Genomic DNA, 22,650 nt, shown 5'->3' on the forward strand with positions numbered 1-22,650 from the left:
AACCCCCATTCTCTCACGCCCGCACGCACACCACACCACACCACCCGCTTACAACCCCCATTGCAGGGGTCCGGGGGGATCATCCCCCCGGCCGCCGGAGGCATCTTCCCCTGTCCCTGTCCCTGTCCCTCCCCCTGCCTCTGCCGTCTCGTCTACCAATTCTCAGGCGCGATTTCGAAGTAGGCTTGCGGATGTTCGCAGGCCGGGCATTTGTCCGGGGCGTGGTCGCTGTCCATGGGGTAGCCGCAGTTGCGGCAGCGCCAGGTGACTTTGCCTTCGCGGGCGAAGACTTTGCCGGCTTCGATGTTGTCGGCCAGGGCGGCGTAGCGGCGTTTGTGGAAGCCTTCGGCCTTGGCGATATGCTGGAAGGTGGCGGCGACTTCGGGGTAGCCTTCTTCTTTGGCGATGGCAGCGAACGAGGGGTACATGTCGTTCTCCTCGTAGGATTCGCCGCCGGCGGCTTCGCGCAGGTTGGCCACGGTATTGCCGATGACGCCGGCCGGGAAGGCGGCGGTGATTTCGACTTCGCCGCCTTCGAGGTACTTGAACAGGCGTTTGGCGTGTTCTTTTTCCTGGTCGGCGGTTTCGGTGAAGATGGCGGAGATTTGCTCGAAGCCTTCTTTTTTGGCCACCGAGGCAAAGTAGGTGTAGCGGTTTCTGGCCTGCGATTCGCCGGAGAAGGCGATCAGGATGTTCTTTTCGGTCTTGGAGCCTTTAAGCGATTTCATACGTCCTCCGTTTCCTCATTGTGATGGTGCGGACATCCCCACGCAGGGTCCGCGTGTGCGCTTTTCAGTGCCTTATGGGCCTTGTCGCCGTTGCGCGCAAGCAGTGGTTGTTGGCGCGGTCCGCCAACGGCTGCATTGGGCCGGCGTTTTGCAGGCATGGAGGCGGGCAGGGCCGTTATTTTTCGGCGTGCACCTTTTCCATGGCTTCAAGCAGCGGGCCGAGGTCCGGTCTGGCATTGATGTCGTGCACATCAATGAAACGGATCATACCTTTTTTGTCCACCAAAAAAAGGGCGCGTTCAGCGGTCCCGTCGCTGCGCAGGATGCCGAGTTTTTTGGCCAGTCCGCCGTGGGGCCAGAAATCCGAAGCCACGGGGAACCACAGGCCGCCCATCTGCCGGGTCCAGGCGAACAGGGTGGGCAGGTTGTCCACGGAGATGCCGACCAGGGTGGTGTCGTTGTCTTCGAAGATGTCCCGGGCGATGTTGTAGCCGGGCCATTGTCCGGAGCACACCGGGGTCCAGGCGGCGGGCACGAAGGAGATGACCAGATTTTTTTTGCCGATGGTGTCGGCCAGCCGCACCCGGGAGCCGTCCAGGGCGGGCAGGTCGAAGTCGGGCATGGGGCTGCCGACGGCCACGGCGAGCACGCTGTCGGTGGGCGGCAGGTGGGGCACCTGGAAGATGTTCTGGGCCAGGGATTCCGAGTTGGTTTCCGTGGCCCCGGCAGTGGCGGCAATGAGCAGCGCTGCGAGGGCCGCGAGCATGGCGAATCTGCGCATGGGGCTCCTTGGGTTGGAGTTGCGGATTACATGCCGGCCTTGGCGGTGATGGTGGCGAGGAAGTCGGCCGGGGAGTGGATGACGCCCAGGTGGGTCAGCACGATGTCGTAGCCCTTGGCGGCGTTTTTGCGCAGCACGTAGAAAAACGGCGTCCCCACCTGTCCGATGCGCTGGTGGACGGCAAAGGCCGAATCCGAGAACAGGGCAAAGGGCACGTTGTATTTCTTGCGGAAGATCTCCACCTCGGTGTCGGAGTTGCCGGCTCCGATGCCGATGAGCTTGATGCGGCCGGACAGGCCCCGTTTGTCGATGAGCGTGTGCAGTTCATTGATGGTCGGGGCTTCGCGTTGGCAAAAGGGGCAGTACATGCTGAATATTTCGACCACGAGCACTTCGGCGTCGACGGTGTTGATGGGTGTGGGGCCGGTGGCGGCAATGCCGAGGCTGGCGGCCAGGGCGGGCTGGAGGGGGCCGATAAGCGGCACGTCGGGAAAGGCCGTGCCCACGGGCAGCGGTTTGGCTCCCGGGGCTTCGGACGCCTCCACGGCCAGGGCCTGGGTGCTGGCGGCGGCGACGAGGGCCAGGGCGGCGACAAGGATGAGAAATCGTTTCATGCTCCCTCCGGGGCGGCGAGTTGGGCGGCCGGGCCGCGTTATGCTCCTATAAGCATTTCGCGGCCCGGGGCAAAGGGCGTCAGGCGATATTGGCGGCGTCCAGGGCCTGGGAGAGGTCGCGGATGATGTCGTCAGCGTCTTCGCAGCCGACCGACAGGCGCACCAGGGTGTCGGAAACACCGATGGCCAGCCGCGCCTCCCGGGACATCTTGGCGTGGGAGGTGACGGCCGGGAAGCAGGCCAACGATTCGATGCCGCCCAGGCTGACTGCTTCGAGCACCAGTTCCAGGCTGTCCATGAAGTGGCGGGCGGCCGTGGGCGGGCAGTCGAGGTCAAAGGACATCATGCCGCCAAAGCCGTGCATCTGGCGTTTGGCCAGGGCGTGGCCGGGGTGGCCTGGCAGGCCCGGGTAGTGGACGGCGGCGACACCTTCGCGCCGGGCCAGGAATTCGGCCACGGCCTGGGCGTTTTCGTTGTGCCGGGCCATGCGCAGGGCCAGTGTTTTCATGCCGCGCTCAAGGAGATAGCAGTCGTAGGTGTTGAGCGTCTGGCCGAAGTTGACGGCCCGTTCCTTGACGGCGTCGACCAGGGACTTCGAGCCGGCCACGGCCCCGCAATTGAGGTCGCTGTGGCCGTTTAAATACTTGGTGCCACTGTGGATGGACAGGTCGAAGCCGAGGGAGAGCGGGCGCTGGTTTATGGGCGAGGCAAAGGTGTTGTCCACCATGGAGACGAGTCCCCGGCGGGCGGCCATGGCGGCGGTGCCTTCGAGGTCGATGATGCGCAGCAGCGGATTGCTCGGCGTCTCCACATAGACCACCCGGGTGCGCTCGGTGACGGCGGCTTCCAGGCTGGCCGGATCGGCGTCCGGGACCAGGGTGAAGCCGATGCCCAGGCGGGCCAGTTCGGCCATGAGGAAGCGGTGGGTGCCGCCGTAGAGGTCGGCCTGGAGCACGACGTGGTCGCCGGTGGTGAGCACGGCCAGCAGGCTTGAGGAGATGGCGGCCATGCCCGAGGCCAGGACCAGTCCGGCGGCGGCTCCTTCCAGGGCGGCGAGCTTGACGGCCGGTGCGATCTGGGTGGGAATATTGATGTAGCGCGGGTAACGGTAGGCTCCGTCCACGCCTTCGGCGGCCATGTAGGCGGCGGCGGTGTGGATCGGCGTGGTGACGCCGCCGACCGTGCGGTCAAGCTGTTCCCCGGCCCGGACGCTGCGGGTGTTTTCACCCAGGCGCGATGTGTCCATCCCTGCTCCTCCCTGGCAATCGGTTTTCCGGAAATGTAGCCGGGAAGCCGATGGTTGCCAAGGCAATCACTGCCGTTCCAGTTCGGCCGGGAAGGGGATGGGGGCGGTGTCGGCGGCCAGGCAGACGTTGTTTGCGCCGGGGTGGGTCAGGCGGATGACGGCCGGACCGTCCGGGATGTCGATGGGGGCGAGGTTTCGGCTGTCCAGGGCGATGGTCAGGCCCATGGCGTCGACGGGCCGGGCATGGGACCAGAACTGCGCTCCGTCGCCGGTCATTTCCAGGCGCAGGGTCAGATGGCCGGAGCCTTTGTCCAGCGGGACTTCCAGGCGGTAGGGTGTAAACAGCGGGGTCCAACGCCCGGAGCGGTCGCTGACCAGGGACAGGATGGGACGAAAGGTGACGCCGTCGCTGGAAATGAGCACATGGGCGGCGTTTTTGCCTTCCGGGTCGTTGGAGACCCGGGGAAAGACCGTCAGCCAGGCCCGGTTCATGGGAAAACCGGAAACAAAGGGGAAGTCGGCCCGGCAGGGGCGGCTGTCGCGGCAGGTCAGGCCGCCGTCGTGGTCGTCGTCCGGGGCCGGGCGCACATTTTCGGCCGTGGCCGGGACCATGGCCGCAAAGCGGGCCCTGGAGAAATCCGGCCGCCACCACAGCCGGCCCGGCCCGCCGGCATTGACGGCCAGTGTCGTGCCGGGGGGCGCAGCCACCGGAATGTCGCTGGTGCGGCCGCCCAGGGCGAATGACGGGGCGTCAAGGGTGCCGGAAACCGTGAGGGCCATGGCCCGTTCGCCGTTTCCGGCCATTTCCCGGACAGGTTCCCGGCCGGACAGGCACAGTTGCGGCCCGGCCAGATCCGGGTCGTAGACGGCCACGGCCGGCTGCCCTTTGGCGTCGGCCCAAACCGCCACTGGAGCGGCCTCGGGATGGGCGGCCCGGTAAGCGGCCAGGGCCTTGGGGCCGCCGGCCAGTCCCGAGAGCGCGGCGGTTGCGGCGTCGGTTTCGGCCAGGGCGAAGGGAGGGCCGGGCACGAGCCGGGGGATGCGCGGATCGCCGGTGGCCAGGGCCCGGGCACCGGCCAGACGCTCCAGGCTGGCCCGGACGCCGGCCAGGGGATTGGCCATGCCGGAGGCGGTGGCGTCGAGCGTCAGGCCGTCAAGGAGCAGGTAGCCTTCCTCCAGGCCCGGCGACAGGGTCAGACGCAGGGAAAGGTTGCGGCTGCCGGCGGCCTGGGCGGTCAGGTCATAGGAGCGGGTCAGGCTCTGGCAGGCGTTGTAGATGGGGATTTCCAGCAGGCTCGGGCACTGCCCTTTGGGGATGTCGGCGAAATCGGCGTCGGTCAGGCGGGCGATGGCGGCAAAGGGGCCGTCGTCGCGGCGGGCTTCGATGGTGATGAAGCAGGGGGCCGTGTGGCCGGTGTTTCGCTTATACAGGCGCAGGGCCGTTGTCAGGGTGGCGGCGTTCACGGCCACGCCGGCCGGGACGGTGAAATCGTACTGCACCACCCCCGGCCGGATGCCGATGGGGGCCAGCAGGGAGCGTTCGGGGTCCGGGGCGAGGTTTGTGAGCGCTGCCGTGTCGGTGTAGACGCGCAGGTCGTCATAGCCGTCGGCATAGGTGTAGCGGCCGCCGGGGCCGGGCATGACGGCCAGGGGGGCGCGGCGCAGCAGCCCGATCCGGTCGGCCCGGGTGCGAAAGATCGCAATGGTGAAATCCGTGGCCGGCACGGCTCCCGGCACATCGAGCAGAGGCGCGCCGCCCAGGCTGTTCTGGACAGCCATGGCCCGGACGTAGGCGGCCTGTCCGGCCCCGGCCAGGGGGCGATAGAGGCCGTCCAGGTACCAGTCGTTGGCGAACCGTTTGACCGGGGCCTTGTAGCCGAAACATTCCAGGGCCCGGACCGAACCCCGGCTCACGGCCAGGAAGGCGGCCAGTTCCTTGTCATAGCTGATGGAATTGGCCCACAGGCGTGGCAGATCGGCGTACTGGGGCAGGGCCAGGGCGGCAGCCAGGGCGGCGGCCAGCAGGGGTTTGCCCCAGGCCGGGCGGGGCAGGAGGTCCCCCAGGGCGGCCAGCCCGTTGCCCGCCAGGACGAGCAGCGCCGGCAGGAGCAGCACGAAATGGCGGGTGGAGAGAATCTCGTTCATCTCGGATTTGGCCGTCAGGATGGCCGCCACCGGAACCAGGCTTGGCAGCACGATGAGCAGTGTCTGCCGCCACTGCTGCCGGGCCAGGGCGGCCCCAAGCCCCAGGACCGCCGCCCCGGCCAGCAGATATGGCCAGGGGCCGGGTGCGGGCTGGGAAAACCAGCCGAAATCGGCCAGCACGGCGACGGCCAGCGGCCAATCGAGCCGGGCCAGGGCGTGGGTGGCCGGATTGTAAAAGGTCGTCTGGATAAAGAGGAGTCCCGGCAGCCAGGGAAGATAGGCCAGGGCGGCCAGGGCGAAGCCGGCCCCGGCCAGGAGGCAGCGGCGGCTGTCGGTGCGCTCGGCAGCCGGCCCGGACCGGCGGTTGCCGGCCAGAAAGGCGGCGGCGGCCAGGGCCTGTCCGGCCAGGGCCGGCACGCCGACATAGGCGGTGTAGAGCAGGGCCGCGCCAAGGCCGGCATAAAGTAGCCAGGACAGGAGCCGTCCCCGTTTGAGCGCCGACCACAGGGCCAGCTGGCAGGCGGTGAAGACAAGCAGCAGCAGCACATAGACCTTGATCGAACGCGAGGCCGAGACATGGTAAAGGCAGCCGGCGCAGAGGATAGCTCCGGCCAGTCCCGCGCCGGTGGAAAAAAGGCTCTGGCCCAGGAGGAAAAGGAGCACCACCGTAAGCGCTCCGGCAATGACGCCCGGGAGCTTGGCGGCAAAGACGCTGCCATGGCCGCCAAGGACCAGATGTTCCAGGGCGTAATAGAGGGGCGGGTGGAAGTCGTAGGTGGTACGCGAAGGGCCGAGATATTTCTGGATATGGGCCATGTCGCCGAGGTCCATGGTGGCCCGGTCCAGAACCAGCCAGTCATCCTCCCACAGGGATTCCCGGTCGAGATGCGGCAGACGGACGGCAAGGGCCAGGACGAACAGGCCCAGGGCAAAAAAAAGCGTCAGGAGTCGTCCGGACATGCAATCCTCTCCTGCGGCCGGATGAGAGCCTGCCGCGTCGCGCTTGTAGCCTCCCGGGCGCGCCGAGGCAAGGGGAGGGGCAATCGAAACACGCCCGCAATAGAGTTGTCACCGGGGCCGGGCTATCCGGTCGGCGATACCCATAACGGAGGAAAACACACCATGCGCCGACACGCTTTGCCGCCGTTTTGCGCGGCCACGATCAACCGCGTGGCCTGGATCGTCCTGGCCATCCTCATGCTGGTTGCCGCCCAGGCCCATGCCGAGGCCGGCAAAACCCCCAAATACGTGTTCCTGTTTATCGGCGACGGCTTGGCCATGGCCCAGCGCAGTGCCGCTGAATATTATCTGGCCGCCAAAGACGGCACAGCCGAACCCGGCATCGTCAAGCTGACCATGAACAAGATGCCGGTCCAGGGCATGACCACCACCTATTCGCTCAATTCCATCATCACCGATTCCGGCGCGGCCGGCACGGCCCTGGCCAGCGGCGTCAAGTCCTACAACGGGGCCATCGGCGTGGACGGGGCCAAAAAGCCCGTGCCCACCCTGGCTGAAAAGGCCCGGGATGCGGGCCTGAAGGTCGGCGTCGTCTCCAGCGTGTCCCTTGACCACGCCACCCCGGCCTGCTTCTATTCCCACCAGGACAGCCGCAACAACTACTATGAAATCGCCCTGGACGCGGCCAGGAGCGGCTTTGACTACTTCGGCGGCGGCGGCTTCAAGGACCCGGCCGGCAAGAAGTCCAAGGCCGAAGGCGAAAAGGTCAACGCCCTGGATGCCCTCAAGGCCGCCGGCTACACCGTGGCCGAGAGCCGCGAGGCCATCCTGGCCGCCAAGCCCGGATCCAAGCTTGTGGCCCTTAATCCCGAACTCGACGCCGACAAGGCCCTGCCCTATGCCCTGGACGGCGACAGGAAGGGCCTGACCCTGGCTGAATACACGGCCAAGGGCATCGAACTGCTCAATAATCCCAAAGGCTTTTTCTTCATGGTGGAAGGCGGCAAGATCGACTGGGCCTGCCACGCCAACGACGCCGCCGCCTCGATCCAGGACACCATGGCCTTTGATGCCGCCGTGGCCGAAGCGGTCAAATTTGCCGAAGCCCATCCCACGGAAACGCTGATCGTCGTCACCGGCGACCACGAGTGCGGCGGCATGACCCTCGGCTTTGCCGGCACCCGCTACGGCAACTACTACGATTACCTGAAAAGCCAGAAGGCCTCGTTCGAGGGCTTCACTGCGGCGCTTAAGGAATACAAAAAGACCCACGACGCCGCCTCGGCCAAATTCGAGGATGTGGTCCCCATGATCAAGGAGACCTTTGGCCTGATCGTCCCGGCCCAAGGCGACCTCGAAGCCATGAAGGCCGCACCCAAGCCCGATGAGAACAACACTTCCCCGGCCAACCCCTACGGCCTGTACCTGCGCGATTTCGAGCTGACCGCCGTCAAGGAGGCCTTCGCCCGCTCCATGCAGGACCAGAAAGAAAAATCCGGCAGTGAAATGGACTACCGGGCCTACGGCGGCTATGAGCCCCTGGCCGTGACGCTCACCCACATTCTCGACAACAAGGCCGGCATCGCCTGGACCAGCTACTCCCATACCGGCGTGCCGGTCATGACCTCGTCCGTCGGCCCGGGTTCGGAAGTCTTTGCCGGCTACTACGACAATACCGATCTGTCCAAAAAGATCATGGCCGCCCTGGGCGGTAAGTAGAGGGTAGAAGAAAAGACCGAAGAAGCCTCCGGCCGGGCCGTGTGCGAAGAGGAAGATGCCTCCGGCGGCCGGGGGGATAATCCCCCCCGGACCCCCTTGATGGGAGAAGTTTTTCAAGGGGTTACGGGTGCTGGTCGACTGGCGCTTGCGTTTGACGGAAACCGCAGTTGCGTGGCCGGGGGAGAGTCGCCCCGGACCATGCAACGGGGAAGTCGTTTACTGGGGCCGCCGCCGGCCGGAGAGAGACTCCGGCCGGCGGCGGCCCCAAATCTGTCCCGGGGCGGCAGCCGACTCCGGGGGAAAAGGATCGTATGGGACGTTTGCGCTTGGGGCCGCGAAAGGATTGGTTGCTATTGGCCGTGGTTGCGGCGCTCACCGTCGGGCTGTGGTATCTGCCCACGGGTTTCGAGGAACGGCTGCCGGCCGAGGCGCTGCAGGTCAAGGCCCGGATTGTGGCCGTGGACAACGCCCATGTGCGCCAATACGGGCTGGTGCGCGAGGGCGAGCAACGGGTGACGGCCCGGCCGCTCGCCGGTCCCTTTGCCGGCCAGGACATCGTTGCCGACAACATCCTGGTCGGCAAGCTGGAGATGGACAAGCTGTTCGCTCCGGGCGACACGGCCCTGGTCGTCTTGTCCCTGCGCGGCGGAAAAATCGTCTCGGCCGTGGCCCAGGACCATTGGCGGCTTGGGTTGCAAGGCTGGCTGCTCGGGCTTTTTGCCCTGGCCCTGGTGGCCTACGCCGGCATGACCGGGGTTCGGGCCGTTTTGTCCTTTGTTTTTACGGCCCTGCTGCTTTGGAAGGTGCTGGTGCCGCTGACCCTTGGCGGGGTCGATCCCATGCTGACGGTCCTTGGCGTCACGGCAGCGCTCATGGCCGGGGTGGTGTTCCTGGTCGGCGGGGTCAACCGCCGGGCCGTGGCCGCCTACCTGGGATCGCTTGGCGGCGTGGCCGTCACCTGCCTGCTGTCCCTGGCCACGGCAAAGGGTTTTGCCCTGCCCGGCGCGGTCAAGCCCTTTGCCGAGACGCTCCTCTATACCGGCTTTGCCCATCTCGATCTGGGGCGCATGTACCTGGCCACCATCTGCCTGGGGGCCAGCGGGGCCATCATGGACGTGGCCATGGACGTGGCCGCCAGCCAGGCCGAGGTGGCGGTGCACCACCCGGAGATCGGCCGTATGGGGCTTTGCCTGTCGGGCCTGCGCGTGGGCCGGGTGGTGGTCGGCACCATGGCCACCACGCTTCTTTTGGCTTACTGCGGCGGCTCTTTGGCGCTTTTGATGGTGGTCATGGCCCAGGGCGTGCCGCTTATCAACGTGGCCACCATGCCCCATGTGGCTGCCGAGATCGCCAATACCCTGGTCGGCAGCTTCGGTCTGGTCACCGCCGCGCCGCTGACCGCCGTGGCCGGGGGGCTGCTGTTGGCGCGGGGCAAAGGCAGCTGAAATGATGGCAGGGCGTTGCCCTGGACCGGCCGGCCGGGTGGGGCAAAACCGGTTCCCCATGGACCCGGCCAACGTGTTGCCCCTGTACCCGGTGTGCACGCACCCCTGGAGCACTGACAGGGGAAAGGGAGCGCTTCTTGACGCCGGCTGCGGGGCGGGGCACAGCTTGGAGAATCCTTGAACGCGTGCACCCGGCGGAGGCCTCATGGACCAGTCCCCAGGGAAAAAGCCTGTCTCGCGCCCGGTCCGGGCGCTTTATGCCCTGGCGGCGGCTGTCGGCTATCCGCCGGCCTTCCTGGCAGCCTATTTTCTCACCATGGCTGTGCCCTACGGCACCACCCCGCGCGGAACCAACACCGTATCCCTGGTGCTGCCGGTCTTTGCCCTGCTGGCGGCAGCGGTGTTTTTCGCCCGCTACCAGCTCTGGCGCGTCCTTTATCGGCGCTATCGGCCACAGGCCCGGACGGATGCCTGGACGGCCTTTCTCCTGGCCCACCGGCCCTGCCTGTACGTGTTGCCGGCCACGGCCGCCATCGCGGTCATCGACATGGAAGGCAACGTCTTCGGCTTCATGATTTTCCCGCTGCTGCTCCTGCTCAGTCTGGTTTTTGGACTCTGGGTCCAGCGCCGGCTGTGGCGCAGACCCCTGGATGGGGCTGGCGCGGCGCAGTGATTGCGCTCGGGGCGAACGACCGGCCTGGGCAGGATCCTGCTGGCGAGTGTCGCGTTCGGGAAGTGCCGTGACCGTTGCTCCGGCGGCCAAAGGGGTGACCCCTTTATAACGTTTCCCATCAAGGGGGTCCGGGGGGGATTATCCCCCCCCCTGGCCGCCGGAGCAACGGTGTTTCCCGTCAAGCGCCAACGGCCACGGCCCCCTCGCCTCTTTTTCATGCGCAAACGGCCGCTCTCCGGCGCAGCAACACCCACAGTCAAATTAAGTTCCTCCAGGAGGGGATTCCAAAGGGACTCAGTCCCTTTGGCCGCCGGAGGCATCTAGGACTTGGGCGCGGCGGCCTTGGCCTTGCCTTTGGCTTTGGGGGCGGCTTCGGCGGCTTTTTTGGGGGCCATGCCTGGGTGGCTGTCTTTGAGCATGGCGTAGCGGGCCATGATACGATCCACATAATTGAGCGTTTCCGGGATATTGGGCACGCCGCCGCAGCGGGCGACCGTCTCGGGTCCGGCGTTGTAGGCGGCCAGGGCCAGACGCACATCGCCAAAGCGGCCGATCAACTGCTGGAGAAATTTGGCTCCGGTGGCCACGTTGCGCTCGGGATCAAAGGGATCGGCCACGCCGAAATGGGCCTGGGTGTCGGGCATAAGCTGCATGAGCCCGGCTGCGCCCTTGGGCGACACGGCGCAGGAGGAAAACCGCGATTCCTGCTCGATGACGGCATAGAGCAGCTCCGGGGCCAGCCCCGAGGCCGCGCTCTTGGAGCGGACAAGGTCCAGAAGCGGCCCGGAATCGATGACCGCCGGATAGCCTGACGGGCCAAGCGGAGCCAGGCCCATGCGGCGATAGGCCTTGGTGGCTTCGAGAATCCAGCCGTCCTTGCGGTCCTTGGACACCGCTCCTTTTTCCTGGATGCGTTTTTTGATGGCCGCAAACCCGAGCTTTGGATCGGTCGGGCCTTCGTAGATGAGGACGTAGAGGGCGTCGCGGGGTTCTTCGCTCAAATGCACGAGGCCGTAGTCGTCCTCATAGCCGTACAGCGTGAAGGCGTCGGCCAGGGCAGGGGCAAAGAGCAGAAACATCCCCAGTACAAGCGGGGTCAGGGCATAGGGCATTGGTTCTCCGGCGGGTTCGCAATCCTCCCATAGGACGGCGAACCCGGCCGGTCAAGGGGCGGCTATTTGCCGAACGGGCATTTGGGGTAGGTGCAGGACCGGCACGACAGGCACATGGAGCCTTCGGCCAGTTCGGCCAGATCGCGGCGGGTGAGCGTCAATCCGGCCAGCACCCGGGGAAGGAGCAGGTCAAAGCTGGTGGTGCGGTGGAAAAGGGCGCAGGCCGGCACGCCGATGACGTCGGCCCCGGCGATGTGCCCGACAATGGCCATGGCTCCGGGCAGGACCGGCATCCCGTGCACGGCGTCGGTCAGCCCGGCGTCGTCGAGGCCCAGGCGGGTGACGTCGTCGGGATCGACGGACAACCCGGCCGTGGTGATGATGAGATCAGCCCCCTCGGCCAGCAGTTCGGCCACGGCTGCGGCCACGGCGGCCCGGTCGTCCGGGACCTTGCGCACGGCCACCACCTCGCCGGACAGGGCTTCGATTTTGGAGCGCACCACCGGCTCGAACTTGTCTTCGATGATGCCGGAAGAGATCTCCGTGCCCGTGACCAGCACGCCGGCTTTGGCTTTGCGGATGGGCAGGATGGTAAACAGCGGCCCGTCGGCCAGGACGCGCATGGCCAGATCAAAGACGCGGCGGGGCAGATAGAGCGGGATGGCCCGGCAGCCGGCCACGGCCTTGCCGGCCTCGACGACCAGATGGGACTGGCGCGAGGCGCACATGACGCCCTCGATGCAGTTAAAGGCGACCAACCGGTCCCGGGCCACGGTCAAAAGGCCCCCGGCCTCGGCCACAAGCTCCACCTTGCCTTCGCGCGGCGGGCCGGAATTGACCAGCCCCACTCCGGCCATGGCCCGGGCAAAGGCCAGGGCGGCCTCGTTTTCGTGGACGAAATCGCCCAGCGGCTCGGACAGGTCTTCGACGTACAGGCTGTTTTTGCCCATGGTCTGAAGGCGGCAGACATCGCCGGCATGGATGTCGACCCCGGCTGAAAATTCCACTCCCTTGGACTGGCCCGGCACGATCCGGGTCATGTCGTGGAGCACCCGGCGTCCGGCGGCTTCATCCACCGGCACGGCCCGCAGGCGCGGGGTGTCGGACTCGATGATATACGGCGCCTCCCCGGCGCAGCCGCGGCAGATGGCCCCGTCGGCCCTGGGATAGCCTTCGCCGCAGGCCGGGCACACGGCAATGGCCCCCATGTTGGGCTTGATCAAAAATGCGGGGCGGATGGCGACCGGCGCAAGCAGGCAGATGCTGCGGGCAGCGGCCTTGATCTCGGCAAAGAGCAGGGCGCGGTCCTGTTCTTTTTTCGGCTTGGTCTTTAAAAACCAGGCCTGGATTTCCGGCCAGTTCCCCAGATGTCTGGGATCGAGCCAGGCCCGATAGCCCTGACCGGTGAACTTGTCATAGAGGCTCAAGGCGTAGCGGCCGAGGTTTATGACCCGCATCCAGCCGTTGCCGTAGCTTGGCGGGGTGAGGATCTGCACGGCGTCGGGCAGGCATTTTTTGGTCTCGACCACGGCGTCGAAAAGGGTGCCTTCCGGCAGCATGGACCGGGCCGCATCGACCATGTAGCCGCCGATAATGAGCCCCGGGGCGGGGTTGCCGTGAAACGCGGCGGCCACGCCCAGAAATTCTTCAAAGGTGTGGGGTCCGATACGGCTGTCATGGGCCTTAAGCTCGGTCATTTTTGACATACTTTATCTCGTGTGCTTGCGTCCGCAGGCCAGGCAGCGGCACGGAAGAGGTCCTACGAAACGTTGGCGTAGACGCGATTGAGCAGGGATTTGAGCGTGGCGACTTCCTGGCTGGAAAGCCCCAGGCAGGCGCGTTCCAGGCACACGACGCCCAGATCGAGGAGCTTGTCCTTGAGGGCGTGGCCGGCGTCGGTCAGGTGGATGCGATGGCTGCGCCGATCCTTGGGATCGGCTTTTCGGGTCACAAACTGCTTGTCTTCGAGGATCTTGAGCAGGCGGGTGACGTTGGGCTTGTCCTTGTCGGCGCGCCGGGCCAGTTCCACGGGTGTCTGGCCGTCGGCTTCCCACAGGAGATTTAAAATGCCCCATTGGTCCACGGTGATGTCTTCGCCGGCTTCCTGGAGAATCGTGTTGCCGAGCAGGCGCAGTTTGAGGGCTGTGCGGACCAGCAAAAAACCCAGGGATTGGCGCAATGGAAAGGGACGAACGTCCTCAGGTGCAAGTAGTGAACCGTCCATGATGTTTTTAACATAACTGCCATGTGTTGTTTGGTCAACGAGTTTTCAGGAAACCGTGACAGTGCTCGTCGCTTATGGGCCAAGCGCCCATGTATGACGGCCGGGCAATTGTTGAGAATCGTTTTCAACAGTTGCCCGGCCGCCGTCAGAAGCAACGGATCAGGCCGGTTGGACGGTCACGAAATGCTCCTGCATGCACACGCCGCCGCCGCCCTTGTCCCAGTTGGCAATGCCCTGGGGCATAAGCTCGTTGTCGGCCACGCCCCGGCCCCTGGCCCGGCTTTCCACAGGCAGGGTGTGGCCGAAGCCATGGACCATGAAGACCGTTTCGGGATGGATGCCCTCGGTCACCTTGGCCCGCAGTTTGCCTGCATGGGAGCCATTGCGCACTTCGACCATGGCCCCGTCGGCGATGCCGAGTTTCTCGGCCTCGGTCGTGTGAATCCACAGCTCGTTTTCCGGCATCTGGGCAAAGAGCAACGGATTGTTGACGGTATGGCCCTGGGTATGGAGCCCGATGCGGCCAAAGCTGATGCGGTAGCGCCCCTGGGGCGGCACGGCCGGGGAGACGTAGGGCGGCAGCGATTCCAGGCCGTCGGCCGCGAGCTTGGCCGAGAGGATCTCGATCTTGCCGGACGGCGTCTTGAAGCTCTTTTCATCGATGGGCCGATGGAGCGGTCCGCCGAGCTTGACCATGCCCGTGGCCTCGAAATCGGCCATGGAAACCCCGGTGTCCTTGAGCTGGAAGTCCCAGATGGCCTCGATGGAGTCGAAATCGAGCTCTTTTAGGCCCATATGGCGGGCCAGATCGCGGTAAATCTCCCAGTCGGCCCGGGTGTCGAAGCGGGGGGTCAGGGCGCGCTTTCGCACGAAAAACTGGGGCGCGGCCCCGGCCTTGGAGGCGATCATGGATTCACGTTCGAGATACGGCGACATGGGCAGCACCACGTCGGAGTACCAGGCCGTGTCCGACCAGGAGAAGGTGACCGAGACGAGCAGCTCCAGGTTGTCGAGCTTGCTTTTGACGTCGGCCGTATCCGGGAAGGACATGAGCGGATCGTGGCGGTGAACGATATAGGCCTTGATGGGATAGGGCTGGCCGGTGACGATGGCCTCGATGGCCAGATTGACCAGTCCCGGACCGGCCTCGAAGTGGCTGCGGCCTTCCATCCAGCCCACACCGTCCACCCGCTTGTCCTCGGGTTTGGGGAAGAGATCCACCAGCTGCTTGAGGCCCTTTTTGCCGACGTGGGCCGGCTTGTTCATCTGGGTCAGGCCACCCTTGGCTCCGATGGAACCGAGCAGGGCGTTTATGATGTAGGCGGTGCGACAGACATTGAAGGAGTCGCCGTAGCGGGCGGTCATCCAGCCGGGATGCCAGATGACGGCCGGGGCGGCGGCAGCCAGCTGGTCGGCCAGCTCGCGGATGCGCCGGGCCGGGAGGCCGGTCTCGGCCGCGGCGAAATCGGCGTCATAGGGGGCGACAAAGGCCCGCAAGGCGTCAAGGTCGTTGATCCAGGCCGCAGCGAAGTCCTTGTCGTAGAGGTCGCGGGTGAGCAGTTCGTGGATGACGGCCAGATTGAGCGCATAGTCCGTGCCCGGGCGCACCATGAGAAAGGTGTCGGCCTTGGCCGCGGTGACGGTTGTGCGCACGTCGATGCAGGTGATCTTGCAGCCGGTGTCCTTGGCGTCCAGAAGGTCGTTGACCTCTTTGACGTTGATGGCTTCAAAGATGTTTCTGGTCTGCAACACGACATGCTTGCTGTTTTTATAGTCGTAGGCCACGTCCTTGCGGCCAAATCCGAACAGCGAAAGGGCGGCATGCTGAACGTTTCTGGCGCAGGCCGAATCGTGGTTGCAGTAATTGGGGCTGCCAAGACCTTTTAAAAAGGCCCGGTGCATGTCGCGAAACGGGCCGCCCCGGTCGGAGAGCAGGATGGAACGCGCACCGTGGGCCTCGCGGATGCGGGAGAGCTCGCCGGCAACATAGGCCAGGGCTTCTTCCCAGGAGGCCTTGCGCCATTTGCCTTCGCCGCGCGCCCCGGCCCGGATCATGGGGAACTGGGGTCGTTCGTCATCGGCTATAAGCGCCCCGCCGGCCGCGCCCCGGGCGCACAGCGCCCCCTTGATGCCGGCGGCATGGGGGTTGCCCTGCAGGTACACCACCTTGTTGCCCTCGACCGTGGCCATCATCGGGCACCGTACGGTGCACATGCCGCAGACGCTGTAGACGTTTTTTCGATTCATAAATTGCTCCGATTGAGGCGGCGTTGCGTGTGCCGGAGAGTTTTGAGTCTTCACGCACTAGCAGCAAATCGTGATCCGTGGCAAGGGAAAAGTGTTGTGAAATGAGGAACGTGCATTCTAGAGAATCACGCCCGGAAACCAAGATGATTGTGAAGGCGGGAACTTGTGCCCCATCCGTTGACAAGCCCGCTAAAAACCCGTTTAGACTGGGGGAAACCAAGGCTTTGGTCCACGGTGTGCTCAGCCCGGGAGGTCAGGCGTGTCTCTATCCGATTTGGTCAGCGAAGCGGCGACCGGCCTCAAAAGCCTGCTCGTCGGGCTTGGCATCACGGGCAGGGCCTTTGCCCGGCCGGCCGTCACGGTCATCTATCCCCGCCAGGAAGTGGACAATCTCGACACCTACCGGGGGCATGTGGAGCTCATTGGCCGCGAGGACAATCCGGCCATGCCGCGCTGCATCGCCTGCGGGGCCTGCACCCGGGCCTGCCCGTCCCAGTGCCTGTCCGTGGCCTGCCCGATAAGCGGCGGCGGCGGCAGCCATGAGGCCCAGGAAGGGGTGGAGATGGCCGGCGAGCTGATTGCCCGGGCCGCGGTCATGGCCCCGGCCCCCCAGAAGGGGTGCAAGGTGCCGGGCGCGTTTTTCTACGACTATTCCCTGTGCAGCCTGTGCGGCCAGTGCGTCAAAGCCTGTCCCGTGGATTCGCTGCGCTTTTCCGGCCACGCCTATTTCGTCGGCGCTTCGCGCGCGGACTTCCGCCTCGACCTGCTGGCCCGGTTGACGCGGCAGGCGGTCAACGTCCCGGCCTCGCCGCCGGCTGCCCCTCTGGAGGAACACGCATGAGCAAGTACATGATCCAACTGGACAAGAAGCGCTGCATCAGCTGCCACGCCTGCGAAGTGCACTGCCAGGTGAAAAACGCCGTGCCGCCGTCGGCCAAGCCCGGCAAGCTGGTTTCCATCGGCCCGGACATGGTCAAGGGCAAACCGCGGCTGTTAAACCTCTATATGTCGTGCTTTCATTGCGAGCGGCCGTGGTGCGTCCCGGCCTGCCCGACCGGCGCGATGTTCCGGCGCGAGGAAGACGGCATCGTCTACGTCAAGGAGGAGCTGTGCGTGGGCTGCAAGGCCTGCATCCAGGCCTGTCCCTGGCGCATTCCCCAGTGGAACGAAGTTACGGGCAAAGTGGTCAAGTGCGACTATTGCCGCGAGCGCCTCGACGACGGCCTCGATCCGTCCTGTGTGACCGGCTGCACCGCCCACGCCCTGCGCTTTGTGCGGCCCGGAAAAAAAAACGAGGATGAGCGCGACGTCTACGGCAAGCGGCTGCTTTTAAGACAAATGTAGCGCGAGCGTCTGATTGCACATGGTTCGGGCCGGTCTGCGGGAGGATATCCCGTGGGCCGGCCCGTTGTGTTTGGTCCGGGCAGGGAGCGGCGCGTTTCTAGACGCTTGCGGCCGAGGCTCCCTTTGGGGGAGTCGTCGGGGGAGGCGTTTGGGCGGCGCTTCGCAGGGCTGTTCGCACCGCGTCGGGATTTTGGGAAATGACGAGCAGATAGGCCCTGGCCGGACCTTCCGGCGTGCGGCGTTTCTGTTCCCAATGACGCAGGGTGTCCAGGGAAAAGCCGAACTCCTGGGCAAAGTGCTTTTGCGTCATCTTGAGCTTTTTGCGGATCTCGCGCACGTCCACCGATACGGCGTGGACCCGGTAGTCCTCGGGTTGTGCCTCGCCCTTGGCGTAGGCCACGGCCTCGCGCATGCTTTGCAGCAGTTTTTCACCCATGGCGGTCATGGCGGTCACCTCGGATTGTAGGAGTCGATCAGTTCCCGGGCCAGTTGCTTAAGCGCGTTGCGTTCTCCCTGGGTGAGGGAGCATTTGGCGTTCTTCGGATAGAGCATGAGGGCAAACAGGGGCATGTCGTCGTTATAGAAATAGTAGATGATCCGGTAGCCGCCGCTTTTCCCTTCATGCTCCCTGGCAAAACGCAGCTTGCGCACGCCTCCCGTGCCGGGCATCACCTTGCCGGCTTCGGGATTGCTCGCCAGATACGTGATGCATTCGAGCCGTTCTTTCTCATCAAGAAGGCTGTCTGCGTCGTTTTTAAATGTCGCCGTTTCGACGACCGTGATCGGCGGCGGGAACATGGCTGTAAGTAGTGCAGTGGACGACTGACGTCAAGGTGAGGGGGCGCAAACCGTTCGGGCCGGTCTGCGGGAGGGTATCCCGGGGGGGCCGGCCGTTTGTCATTGCGGCTAATGGGAGCCACATAACGGCGCACCCTGGCAGGGGCGAAACGTTGTCTCGTATCGCGCCATGGCGTCAGCCAGGGATCGGCGGCTCCCGGCGGTTTGGGTTCGGTGTGTTGGAGAAACAGTTTGTTCTTGAAATAAAACAAGATAATATATAAACAAAAAATGAATTGCACTGCCGTGCTCGTCCCTGCGAACGGTGCGGCTGCGCTTTGGATAGGTGATTTCCGTGTGGCTGAAGCAGCGAGGCGTATTGGTCTGAGCCGTTTTCACAAAGGACATGGAAACGAACGATGTTTCTCTGGATAGTGCTCGGTTGTTTGTATTTTGTACCTGGCGCTCTGTTGTTGTACGGGTCGCTTTGGATTGTGACCAGAGGGGAACCTGATTTTTATGATGTGCTTAAGGTCGTGTTCCTGACGTCTGTCTTGTTTCCATTTGCAGCAAAATTGTTGTATCTTGTGTGTTACATTTGGCCAGATGTGTTCGTTGCCTGTCTAGTTTTAAATAAATTTATTGGTATAATAACAAAAGAATGGAAGTTTCTCGACATAGCTGTTTACTCCATGATGTTGCTGTTCATTGTTCAGACTTCCCTTTGTGCTTGGTTCGTACGGCTGGATGGCGGAAAGCGTCTCGGATTGTTGTGGGCTGCCGTGGCCAGTGCCTTGCAAGAACTCATGGCCTTGGGCATTTTAGTGATATGTTGCGGATTATTTAAGCTATTTGCTCTTTTCGTCACGTCCCTTGGCCGATAGCCCGGCACATGGCTTTTCCCTGACCAACCGTTCCGCTCACCTGTATTGGCCATGGTTGCCTGTTCTGCGGCGTATTCGTGACGCCTTCGGTCCGCTCACTCCCCCCGCCGCACCGGCAGCAAATCGTTTAATTCGTCGATGTAGTTCTTTTCCAGTTGGTTGACCCGGTCGATGTGGGTGCGAAAGATCATGTCCATGCGTGGGTCGAAGAAGCGGTGGGCGCTGTAGCTCGACACCGACACAAAGCCCCGCCGGGCCTTGTGCGCCCCGCCCATGCCGGGATCGTAGCGCTGGATGCCGTTTGCGATGGCATAGGCGATGGGGGCGTAGTAGCACAGTTCGAAGTGGAGAAACGGCACGTCCTCGAAGGCTCCCCAGTAGCGGCCGTAGAGGATGTCACCCTTGCCGGCCAGCATGGCCAGGGCGATGGGCTCGCGCCGGCGGGGCCGGTAGGCGGCGGCAAAGGCCAGGCGGTGGCGGAAAGCGCCGGCCATGCCCTCGAAAAATTCATCGGTCAGGTAACGGCAGCCCCAGGGGCCGAACTTGGTGTTGGTCCGTTCGTAAAGCCGCTGCATGAGCGGGAAAAACGAGTCCGGGATGGCCGAGCCGGCCACGATCTCGACGGTCACGCCGGAATCGGCCAGGGCCTTTTGCTCGCGGCGGATGGCCTTTCGCCGGTTGGCATTGAGCGTAGCCAGGAAATCGTCCAGATTGGCAAAGCCCCGGTTGCGCCACATGTAGCCCTGGTGCCGCCAGGTGGTGAAGCCGTAGTCGTCGGCTGCGGCGGCGAATTCCGGTTCGGTAAAAAGCAGGGCCGCGCCCTGGATGCCGTTGCCCTGGCAGTACTGTTCCATGGTCTCAAACAGCCGCCGCGACAGGCGCATCTGGTTGACGTCGGGAGCCATGAGAAACCGCAGGCCGGTGGCCGGGGTAAACGGCGTGGCCCCGACCAGACGCGGATAATAGGGCAGGCCCAGGCGCACCGCCGCCTCGGACCAGAGCTGGTCAAAGACGAATTCGCCGTCGGAATGCCACTTGAGATACAGGGGCAGCGCGCCGATGAGCCGGCCGCCGGCGGTGGCGATGAGGTGGTTGGGATACCAGCCCCGGGCCGGGGCGGCGCTGCCGGAATCTTCCAGGAGCTTGAGCCATTCCCATTCAAAAAAGGGCGAATCCAGGGGCTCGGCCAGGGCGTTCCAGGCCGGGCCGTCGATCTCGGCCATGGACCGGGCAAAGCGGAGGGTGAGCTGCTCGTTGGGGACTGTCATGGCTGGCATATAAGCCTTGCCGGCGCTTCTGTCACCCGCCGGCCGCAACGGGGCGGCATAAAATGCTCGTGCGCCACACGCCGTTCTCGAAATCCCGGCGTGACCAGCCCGGAACGAGGTCGAAGATCGGAGCGTATTTCTCCCATTCGCTGTTATCCAGCACCAGGAAGCCGCCCGGCCGCACCCGGCTGACGGCATTGAGGGCGCATTCGACCCGGGCCCGGCCGTCGATAACCACGAAATCCAGGCTGTCTTCAGGGAAATCCAGGATGGCGTCGCTGTAGGCGGCAAACTCCGGCCGGCGATGGACATGGCCCAGGCGCTGCCAGACGGCCGGCCGGGCCTCGGGCTGGCCGGGAGCATCCCCGGCCGGCACGAAACGGCTTTGGACGTTGCCGACAGCATGCCGGGCCAGCAGGGCCGCCGTCTTTCGCCGCCACTTGGGGTTGTGCTCGACAGTGACCAGGCTGAGCACCCGCCGGGCGATAAAGACCGTGCTGCGCCCGCCGCCCCACTCAAACCCGACCATGCGGCGGGTCAGCCGGCCCTTGAGAAAGCGCACCGCGCCGGCATTGAGCCAGGGGTAGCATGAATCGGCGGCCATGCGGCAGGCTGTCGGCAGATAGAGCACGGCCCGGACCGCCCGGCGCAGCGTCTCGGCCGGGCCGGTCGCACCGGGCGTGTAGCGGATCAACATGGTGGAAACGGCAGGCTGGAAAGGATCAGTCCTGGCAGGCGGCCAGGGCTGTTGCCGCATCGGGATACAGTGCAAACACCTTGCCCAGATCGGCAATGCGCAGCACCTTGGCCACGCCCTCGCCCATGGAACACAGGGCCACGGAGCCGCCGCCGGCCAAGAGCCGGTTTCGCACCGTGATCAGGCTGCCAATGGCGCTCGAATCCATGAATTCCACCCCGGACAGGTCAAAAGCCAGCACCGCCGGGGCCGCTTCCAAATGGGCGGCAAGCTCCCGCTGGAAGTCCGGGCACACGGTATAATCAAACATTTTAGGCAGGCCCGACACCAGGGTCAGCCGGCCTTGCTGTGTCACAATCAGGTCCATTGCGCCTCCAAATCGCCTCCGGGCGATAGGCTGATCCCTTACCATGCCGGCCCCAGGCGGGCAAGCCGGCACAAAACGCCTCCGGCCTCTTCCGGTCATGTGCAAATGCATGTACACTGCTTCAAGTGGCCCTCTCCTGGTCGTAACACGAGGTAAACCCTGCCCATGAACAAGGTCCCGGAACCCGCCAAAAGGCCGTGCCCTCCCGACTCCTGCGCCGAATCGGTATGCGCCATGCTTGATCGTGTCGGCGTCCCCAGGGACTCCAAGTGGCGCGGGCTGATCCTCTATATGCGCAGCATCAAGAACTATGATTTCCTGGACAATGACCAGAAAGAACAGTTCCAGGCCCTGGGCATGGAAATCCTGCGGGCCAGGGACTTCTCCGAAGCGAAATTTCTCGAAGTCATCAAGGCCAACGAACGTATTTTAAGCGCTCCCTGGAATCGCGCCCTGACGCGCACGCTGGCTGAAACCGCCGCCCTGGTCCAGGAATTCCAGGACACGCTTTTCCGGCATAAAGGCGGTGTCCAGAAACTCGAAAACGTCGCCATCGACGCCGTGGAATCCGGCGGCGACGTCGACCGGATGCTCGGCACCATCCGGCGCGGCTTCAAAGACATGGTCGCCATGATCGAGGAAGATGCCGAGAAAATGGTGGCGCTCACCCTCACCGACGGGCTGACCGCCATCTCCAACCGCCGGGCCTTCGATGAACACATGAGCCGCACCGTGGCCCTGTCCACCCTGGAACGCCGGCCTCTGTCGCTTTTCATGATCGATATCGACCACTTCAAACGCTTCAACGACGAACACGGCCATCGCATCGGCGACCAGGCCCTGGTCGTCGTCGGCGCCATCCTCAAGGGATTTGCCGAGGAAATGAAGCAACTCGAAGACCGCGACATCTTCCCCGCCCGCTACGGCGGCGAAGAATTCGCCGTCACCCTCCTCGACATCGCCAAAGACGAAGCCGAAGAACTGGCCGACATCATCCGCCGCAAAATCGAACGCTACAACTTCGTCATCCGCGATCCGGACGGACAAATCCTGGCCGCCGGCATCAAAATCAACGTCAGCATCGGCGTGGCCGAACTGCTTGCCGATTGCCCGACCGCCGACATCGCCCACCTCGTCGACGCCGCCGACAAGGCCCTGTACCTGGCCAAGTCGTCCGGCCGCAATCAGGTGCGGGTGTATGTGAAGGGGTAGTGGTAGTCGGGTAGTCGGGCAGCCGGAGAGAAGACCAGGGCTCTGCCCTGGACCCGCCGGGGGGATGATCCCCCGGACCCCTGCAATGGGGGGTGTAAGCTGGTGGTGTGGTGCGTGCGGACGTGAGAGAATGGGGTCTGGAAATTTGGCTGGCGGTTCCGGCCGGAAGCCGCCCGGAACCGCCAGCCAAATTCCAGACCCAACTCG

General features: G+C 64.6%; 21 protein-coding genes. 7 read left to right on the forward strand and 14 right to left on the reverse strand.

Features of this window, described 5'->3' with window-relative positions; genetic code table 11:
• Positions 1 to 152: 152 nt before the first annotated feature.
• From rbr to DVDV_RS15665, 5 genes are all read right to left on the reverse strand, one after another.
• On the reverse strand, positions 153 to 728 hold the full coding sequence (rbr, locus tag DVDV_RS15645; protein WP_075355569.1) for a rubrerythrin: 576 nt from the start codon (positions 726 to 728) through the stop codon (positions 153 to 155).
• 175 nt (positions 729 to 903) lie between these two features.
• The gene (locus DVDV_RS15650; protein ID WP_075355570.1) at positions 904 to 1,509 is read right to left on the reverse strand and encodes a redoxin domain-containing protein; all 606 of its coding nucleotides are present in this window, start codon (positions 1,507 to 1,509) and stop codon (positions 904 to 906) included.
• Between the two features lie 26 nt (positions 1,510 to 1,535).
• Complete coding sequence (locus DVDV_RS15655) at positions 1,536 to 2,123, reverse strand: peroxiredoxin (protein ID WP_075355571.1); 588 nt, start codon at positions 2,121 to 2,123, stop codon at positions 1,536 to 1,538.
• A gap of 79 nt (positions 2,124 to 2,202) precedes the next feature.
• Positions 2,203 to 3,369 (reverse strand): PLP-dependent aspartate aminotransferase family protein, encoded by a 1,167-nt coding sequence (locus tag DVDV_RS15660; RefSeq protein ID WP_075355572.1) that lies wholly within the window; start codon positions 3,367 to 3,369, stop codon positions 2,203 to 2,205.
• A gap of 66 nt (positions 3,370 to 3,435) precedes the next feature.
• Positions 3,436 to 6,474: a glycosyltransferase family 39 protein gene (locus tag DVDV_RS15665; protein WP_075355573.1), complete on the reverse strand. Its 3,039-nt coding sequence runs from the start codon at positions 6,472 to 6,474 to the stop codon at positions 3,436 to 3,438.
• Positions 6,475 to 6,636: 162 nt separating this feature from the next.
• Between DVDV_RS15665 and DVDV_RS15670 the strand changes: the two genes are divergently transcribed.
• From DVDV_RS15670 to DVDV_RS15680, 3 genes are all read left to right on the forward strand, one after another.
• Positions 6,637 to 8,193 carry an alkaline phosphatase gene (locus DVDV_RS15670; protein ID WP_075355574.1) on the forward strand — a complete coding sequence of 519 codons (1,557 nt, stop codon included), beginning with the start codon at positions 6,637 to 6,639 and terminating at the stop codon, positions 8,191 to 8,193.
• A 311-nt stretch (positions 8,194 to 8,504) separates the two neighbouring features.
• Complete coding sequence (locus DVDV_RS15675; RefSeq protein WP_075355575.1) at positions 8,505 to 9,638, forward strand: YibE/F family protein; 1,134 nt, start codon at positions 8,505 to 8,507, stop codon at positions 9,636 to 9,638.
• Positions 9,639 to 9,843: 205 nt separating this feature from the next.
• Positions 9,844 to 10,311, forward strand: a complete 468-nt coding sequence (locus DVDV_RS15680) for a hypothetical protein (protein WP_075355576.1) — start codon at positions 9,844 to 9,846, stop codon at positions 10,309 to 10,311.
• Between the two features lie 320 nt (positions 10,312 to 10,631).
• Here the strand turns inward: DVDV_RS15680 and DVDV_RS15685 are convergent, their stop codons facing one another.
• The 4 genes from DVDV_RS15685 to DVDV_RS15700 form a co-directional block, all read right to left on the reverse strand.
• Positions 10,632 to 11,423, reverse strand: coding sequence for a lytic transglycosylase domain-containing protein (locus DVDV_RS15685; protein ID WP_075355577.1), 792 nt, complete (start codon positions 11,421 to 11,423; stop codon positions 10,632 to 10,634).
• A 62-nt stretch (positions 11,424 to 11,485) separates the two neighbouring features.
• Entirely contained in the window at positions 11,486 to 13,129 is a 1,644-nt protein-coding gene (locus tag DVDV_RS15690) for an FmdE family protein (RefSeq protein ID WP_075355578.1), read from the reverse strand.
• 53 nt (positions 13,130 to 13,182) lie between these two features.
• Positions 13,183 to 13,647: a MarR family winged helix-turn-helix transcriptional regulator gene (locus tag DVDV_RS15695; protein ID WP_075355579.1), complete on the reverse strand. Its 465-nt coding sequence runs from the start codon at positions 13,645 to 13,647 to the stop codon at positions 13,183 to 13,185.
• A 159-nt stretch (positions 13,648 to 13,806) separates the two neighbouring features.
• Positions 13,807 to 15,894, reverse strand: coding sequence for a molybdopterin-dependent oxidoreductase (locus DVDV_RS15700; protein ID WP_075355580.1), 2,088 nt, complete (start codon positions 15,892 to 15,894; stop codon positions 13,807 to 13,809).
• 259 nt (positions 15,895 to 16,153) lie between these two features.
• Between DVDV_RS15700 and DVDV_RS15705 the strand changes: the two genes are divergently transcribed.
• The gene (locus DVDV_RS15705; protein WP_075355581.1) at positions 16,154 to 16,735 is read left to right on the forward strand and encodes a 4Fe-4S binding protein; all 582 of its coding nucleotides are present in this window, start codon (positions 16,154 to 16,156) and stop codon (positions 16,733 to 16,735) included.
• Positions 16,732 to 17,238 carry a 4Fe-4S dicluster domain-containing protein gene (locus tag DVDV_RS15710; RefSeq protein WP_075355582.1) on the forward strand — a complete coding sequence of 169 codons (507 nt, stop codon included), beginning with the start codon at positions 16,732 to 16,734 and terminating at the stop codon, positions 17,236 to 17,238. The genes DVDV_RS15705 and DVDV_RS15710 overlap by 4 nt, the downstream gene beginning before the upstream one ends.
• Positions 17,239 to 17,335: 97 nt before the next feature.
• Here the strand turns inward: DVDV_RS15710 and nadS are convergent, their stop codons facing one another.
• Both nadS and DVDV_RS23500 read right to left on the reverse strand, forming a co-directional pair.
• A complete protein-coding gene (gene nadS / locus DVDV_RS15715; RefSeq protein WP_075355588.1) occupies positions 17,336 to 17,683 on the reverse strand; it encodes a NadS family protein in 348 nt (115 codons plus the stop codon).
• A 5-nt stretch (positions 17,684 to 17,688) separates the two neighbouring features.
• A complete protein-coding gene (locus DVDV_RS23500) occupies positions 17,689 to 18,036 on the reverse strand; it encodes a type II toxin-antitoxin system RelE/ParE family toxin (RefSeq protein ID WP_075355583.1) in 348 nt (115 codons plus the stop codon).
• 398 nt (positions 18,037 to 18,434) lie between these two features.
• Between DVDV_RS23500 and DVDV_RS15725 the strand changes: the two genes are divergently transcribed.
• The gene (locus DVDV_RS15725) at positions 18,435 to 18,899 is read left to right on the forward strand and encodes a hypothetical protein (RefSeq protein ID WP_075355584.1); all 465 of its coding nucleotides are present in this window, start codon (positions 18,435 to 18,437) and stop codon (positions 18,897 to 18,899) included.
• A gap of 95 nt (positions 18,900 to 18,994) precedes the next feature.
• Here DVDV_RS15725 and DVDV_RS15730 read toward each other — a convergent pair whose 3' ends face one another.
• From DVDV_RS15730 to DVDV_RS15740, 3 genes are read right to left on the reverse strand one after another with little or no spacing between them, the layout of a single operon-like run.
• Positions 18,995 to 20,176 carry a GNAT family N-acetyltransferase gene (locus tag DVDV_RS15730; protein ID WP_254845406.1) on the reverse strand — a complete coding sequence of 394 codons (1,182 nt, stop codon included), beginning with the start codon at positions 20,174 to 20,176 and terminating at the stop codon, positions 18,995 to 18,997.
• A 22-nt stretch (positions 20,177 to 20,198) separates the two neighbouring features.
• Positions 20,199 to 20,864, reverse strand: a complete 666-nt coding sequence (locus DVDV_RS15735) for a class I SAM-dependent methyltransferase (protein WP_075355585.1) — start codon at positions 20,862 to 20,864, stop codon at positions 20,199 to 20,201.
• 25 nt (positions 20,865 to 20,889) lie between these two features.
• A complete protein-coding gene (locus DVDV_RS15740) occupies positions 20,890 to 21,231 on the reverse strand; it encodes an STAS domain-containing protein (protein ID WP_075355586.1) in 342 nt (113 codons plus the stop codon).
• A 234-nt stretch (positions 21,232 to 21,465) separates the two neighbouring features.
• Between DVDV_RS15740 and DVDV_RS15745 the strand changes: the two genes are divergently transcribed.
• A complete protein-coding gene (locus DVDV_RS15745) occupies positions 21,466 to 22,443 on the forward strand; it encodes a GGDEF domain-containing protein (RefSeq protein ID WP_254845407.1) in 978 nt (325 codons plus the stop codon).
• The last annotated feature ends 207 nt before the right edge of the window (positions 22,444 to 22,650 follow it).

The organism is Desulfovibrio sp. DV (genome assembly GCF_001936595.1).
GTDB lineage: Bacteria > Desulfobacterota > Desulfovibrionia > Desulfovibrionales > Desulfovibrionaceae > Solidesulfovibrio.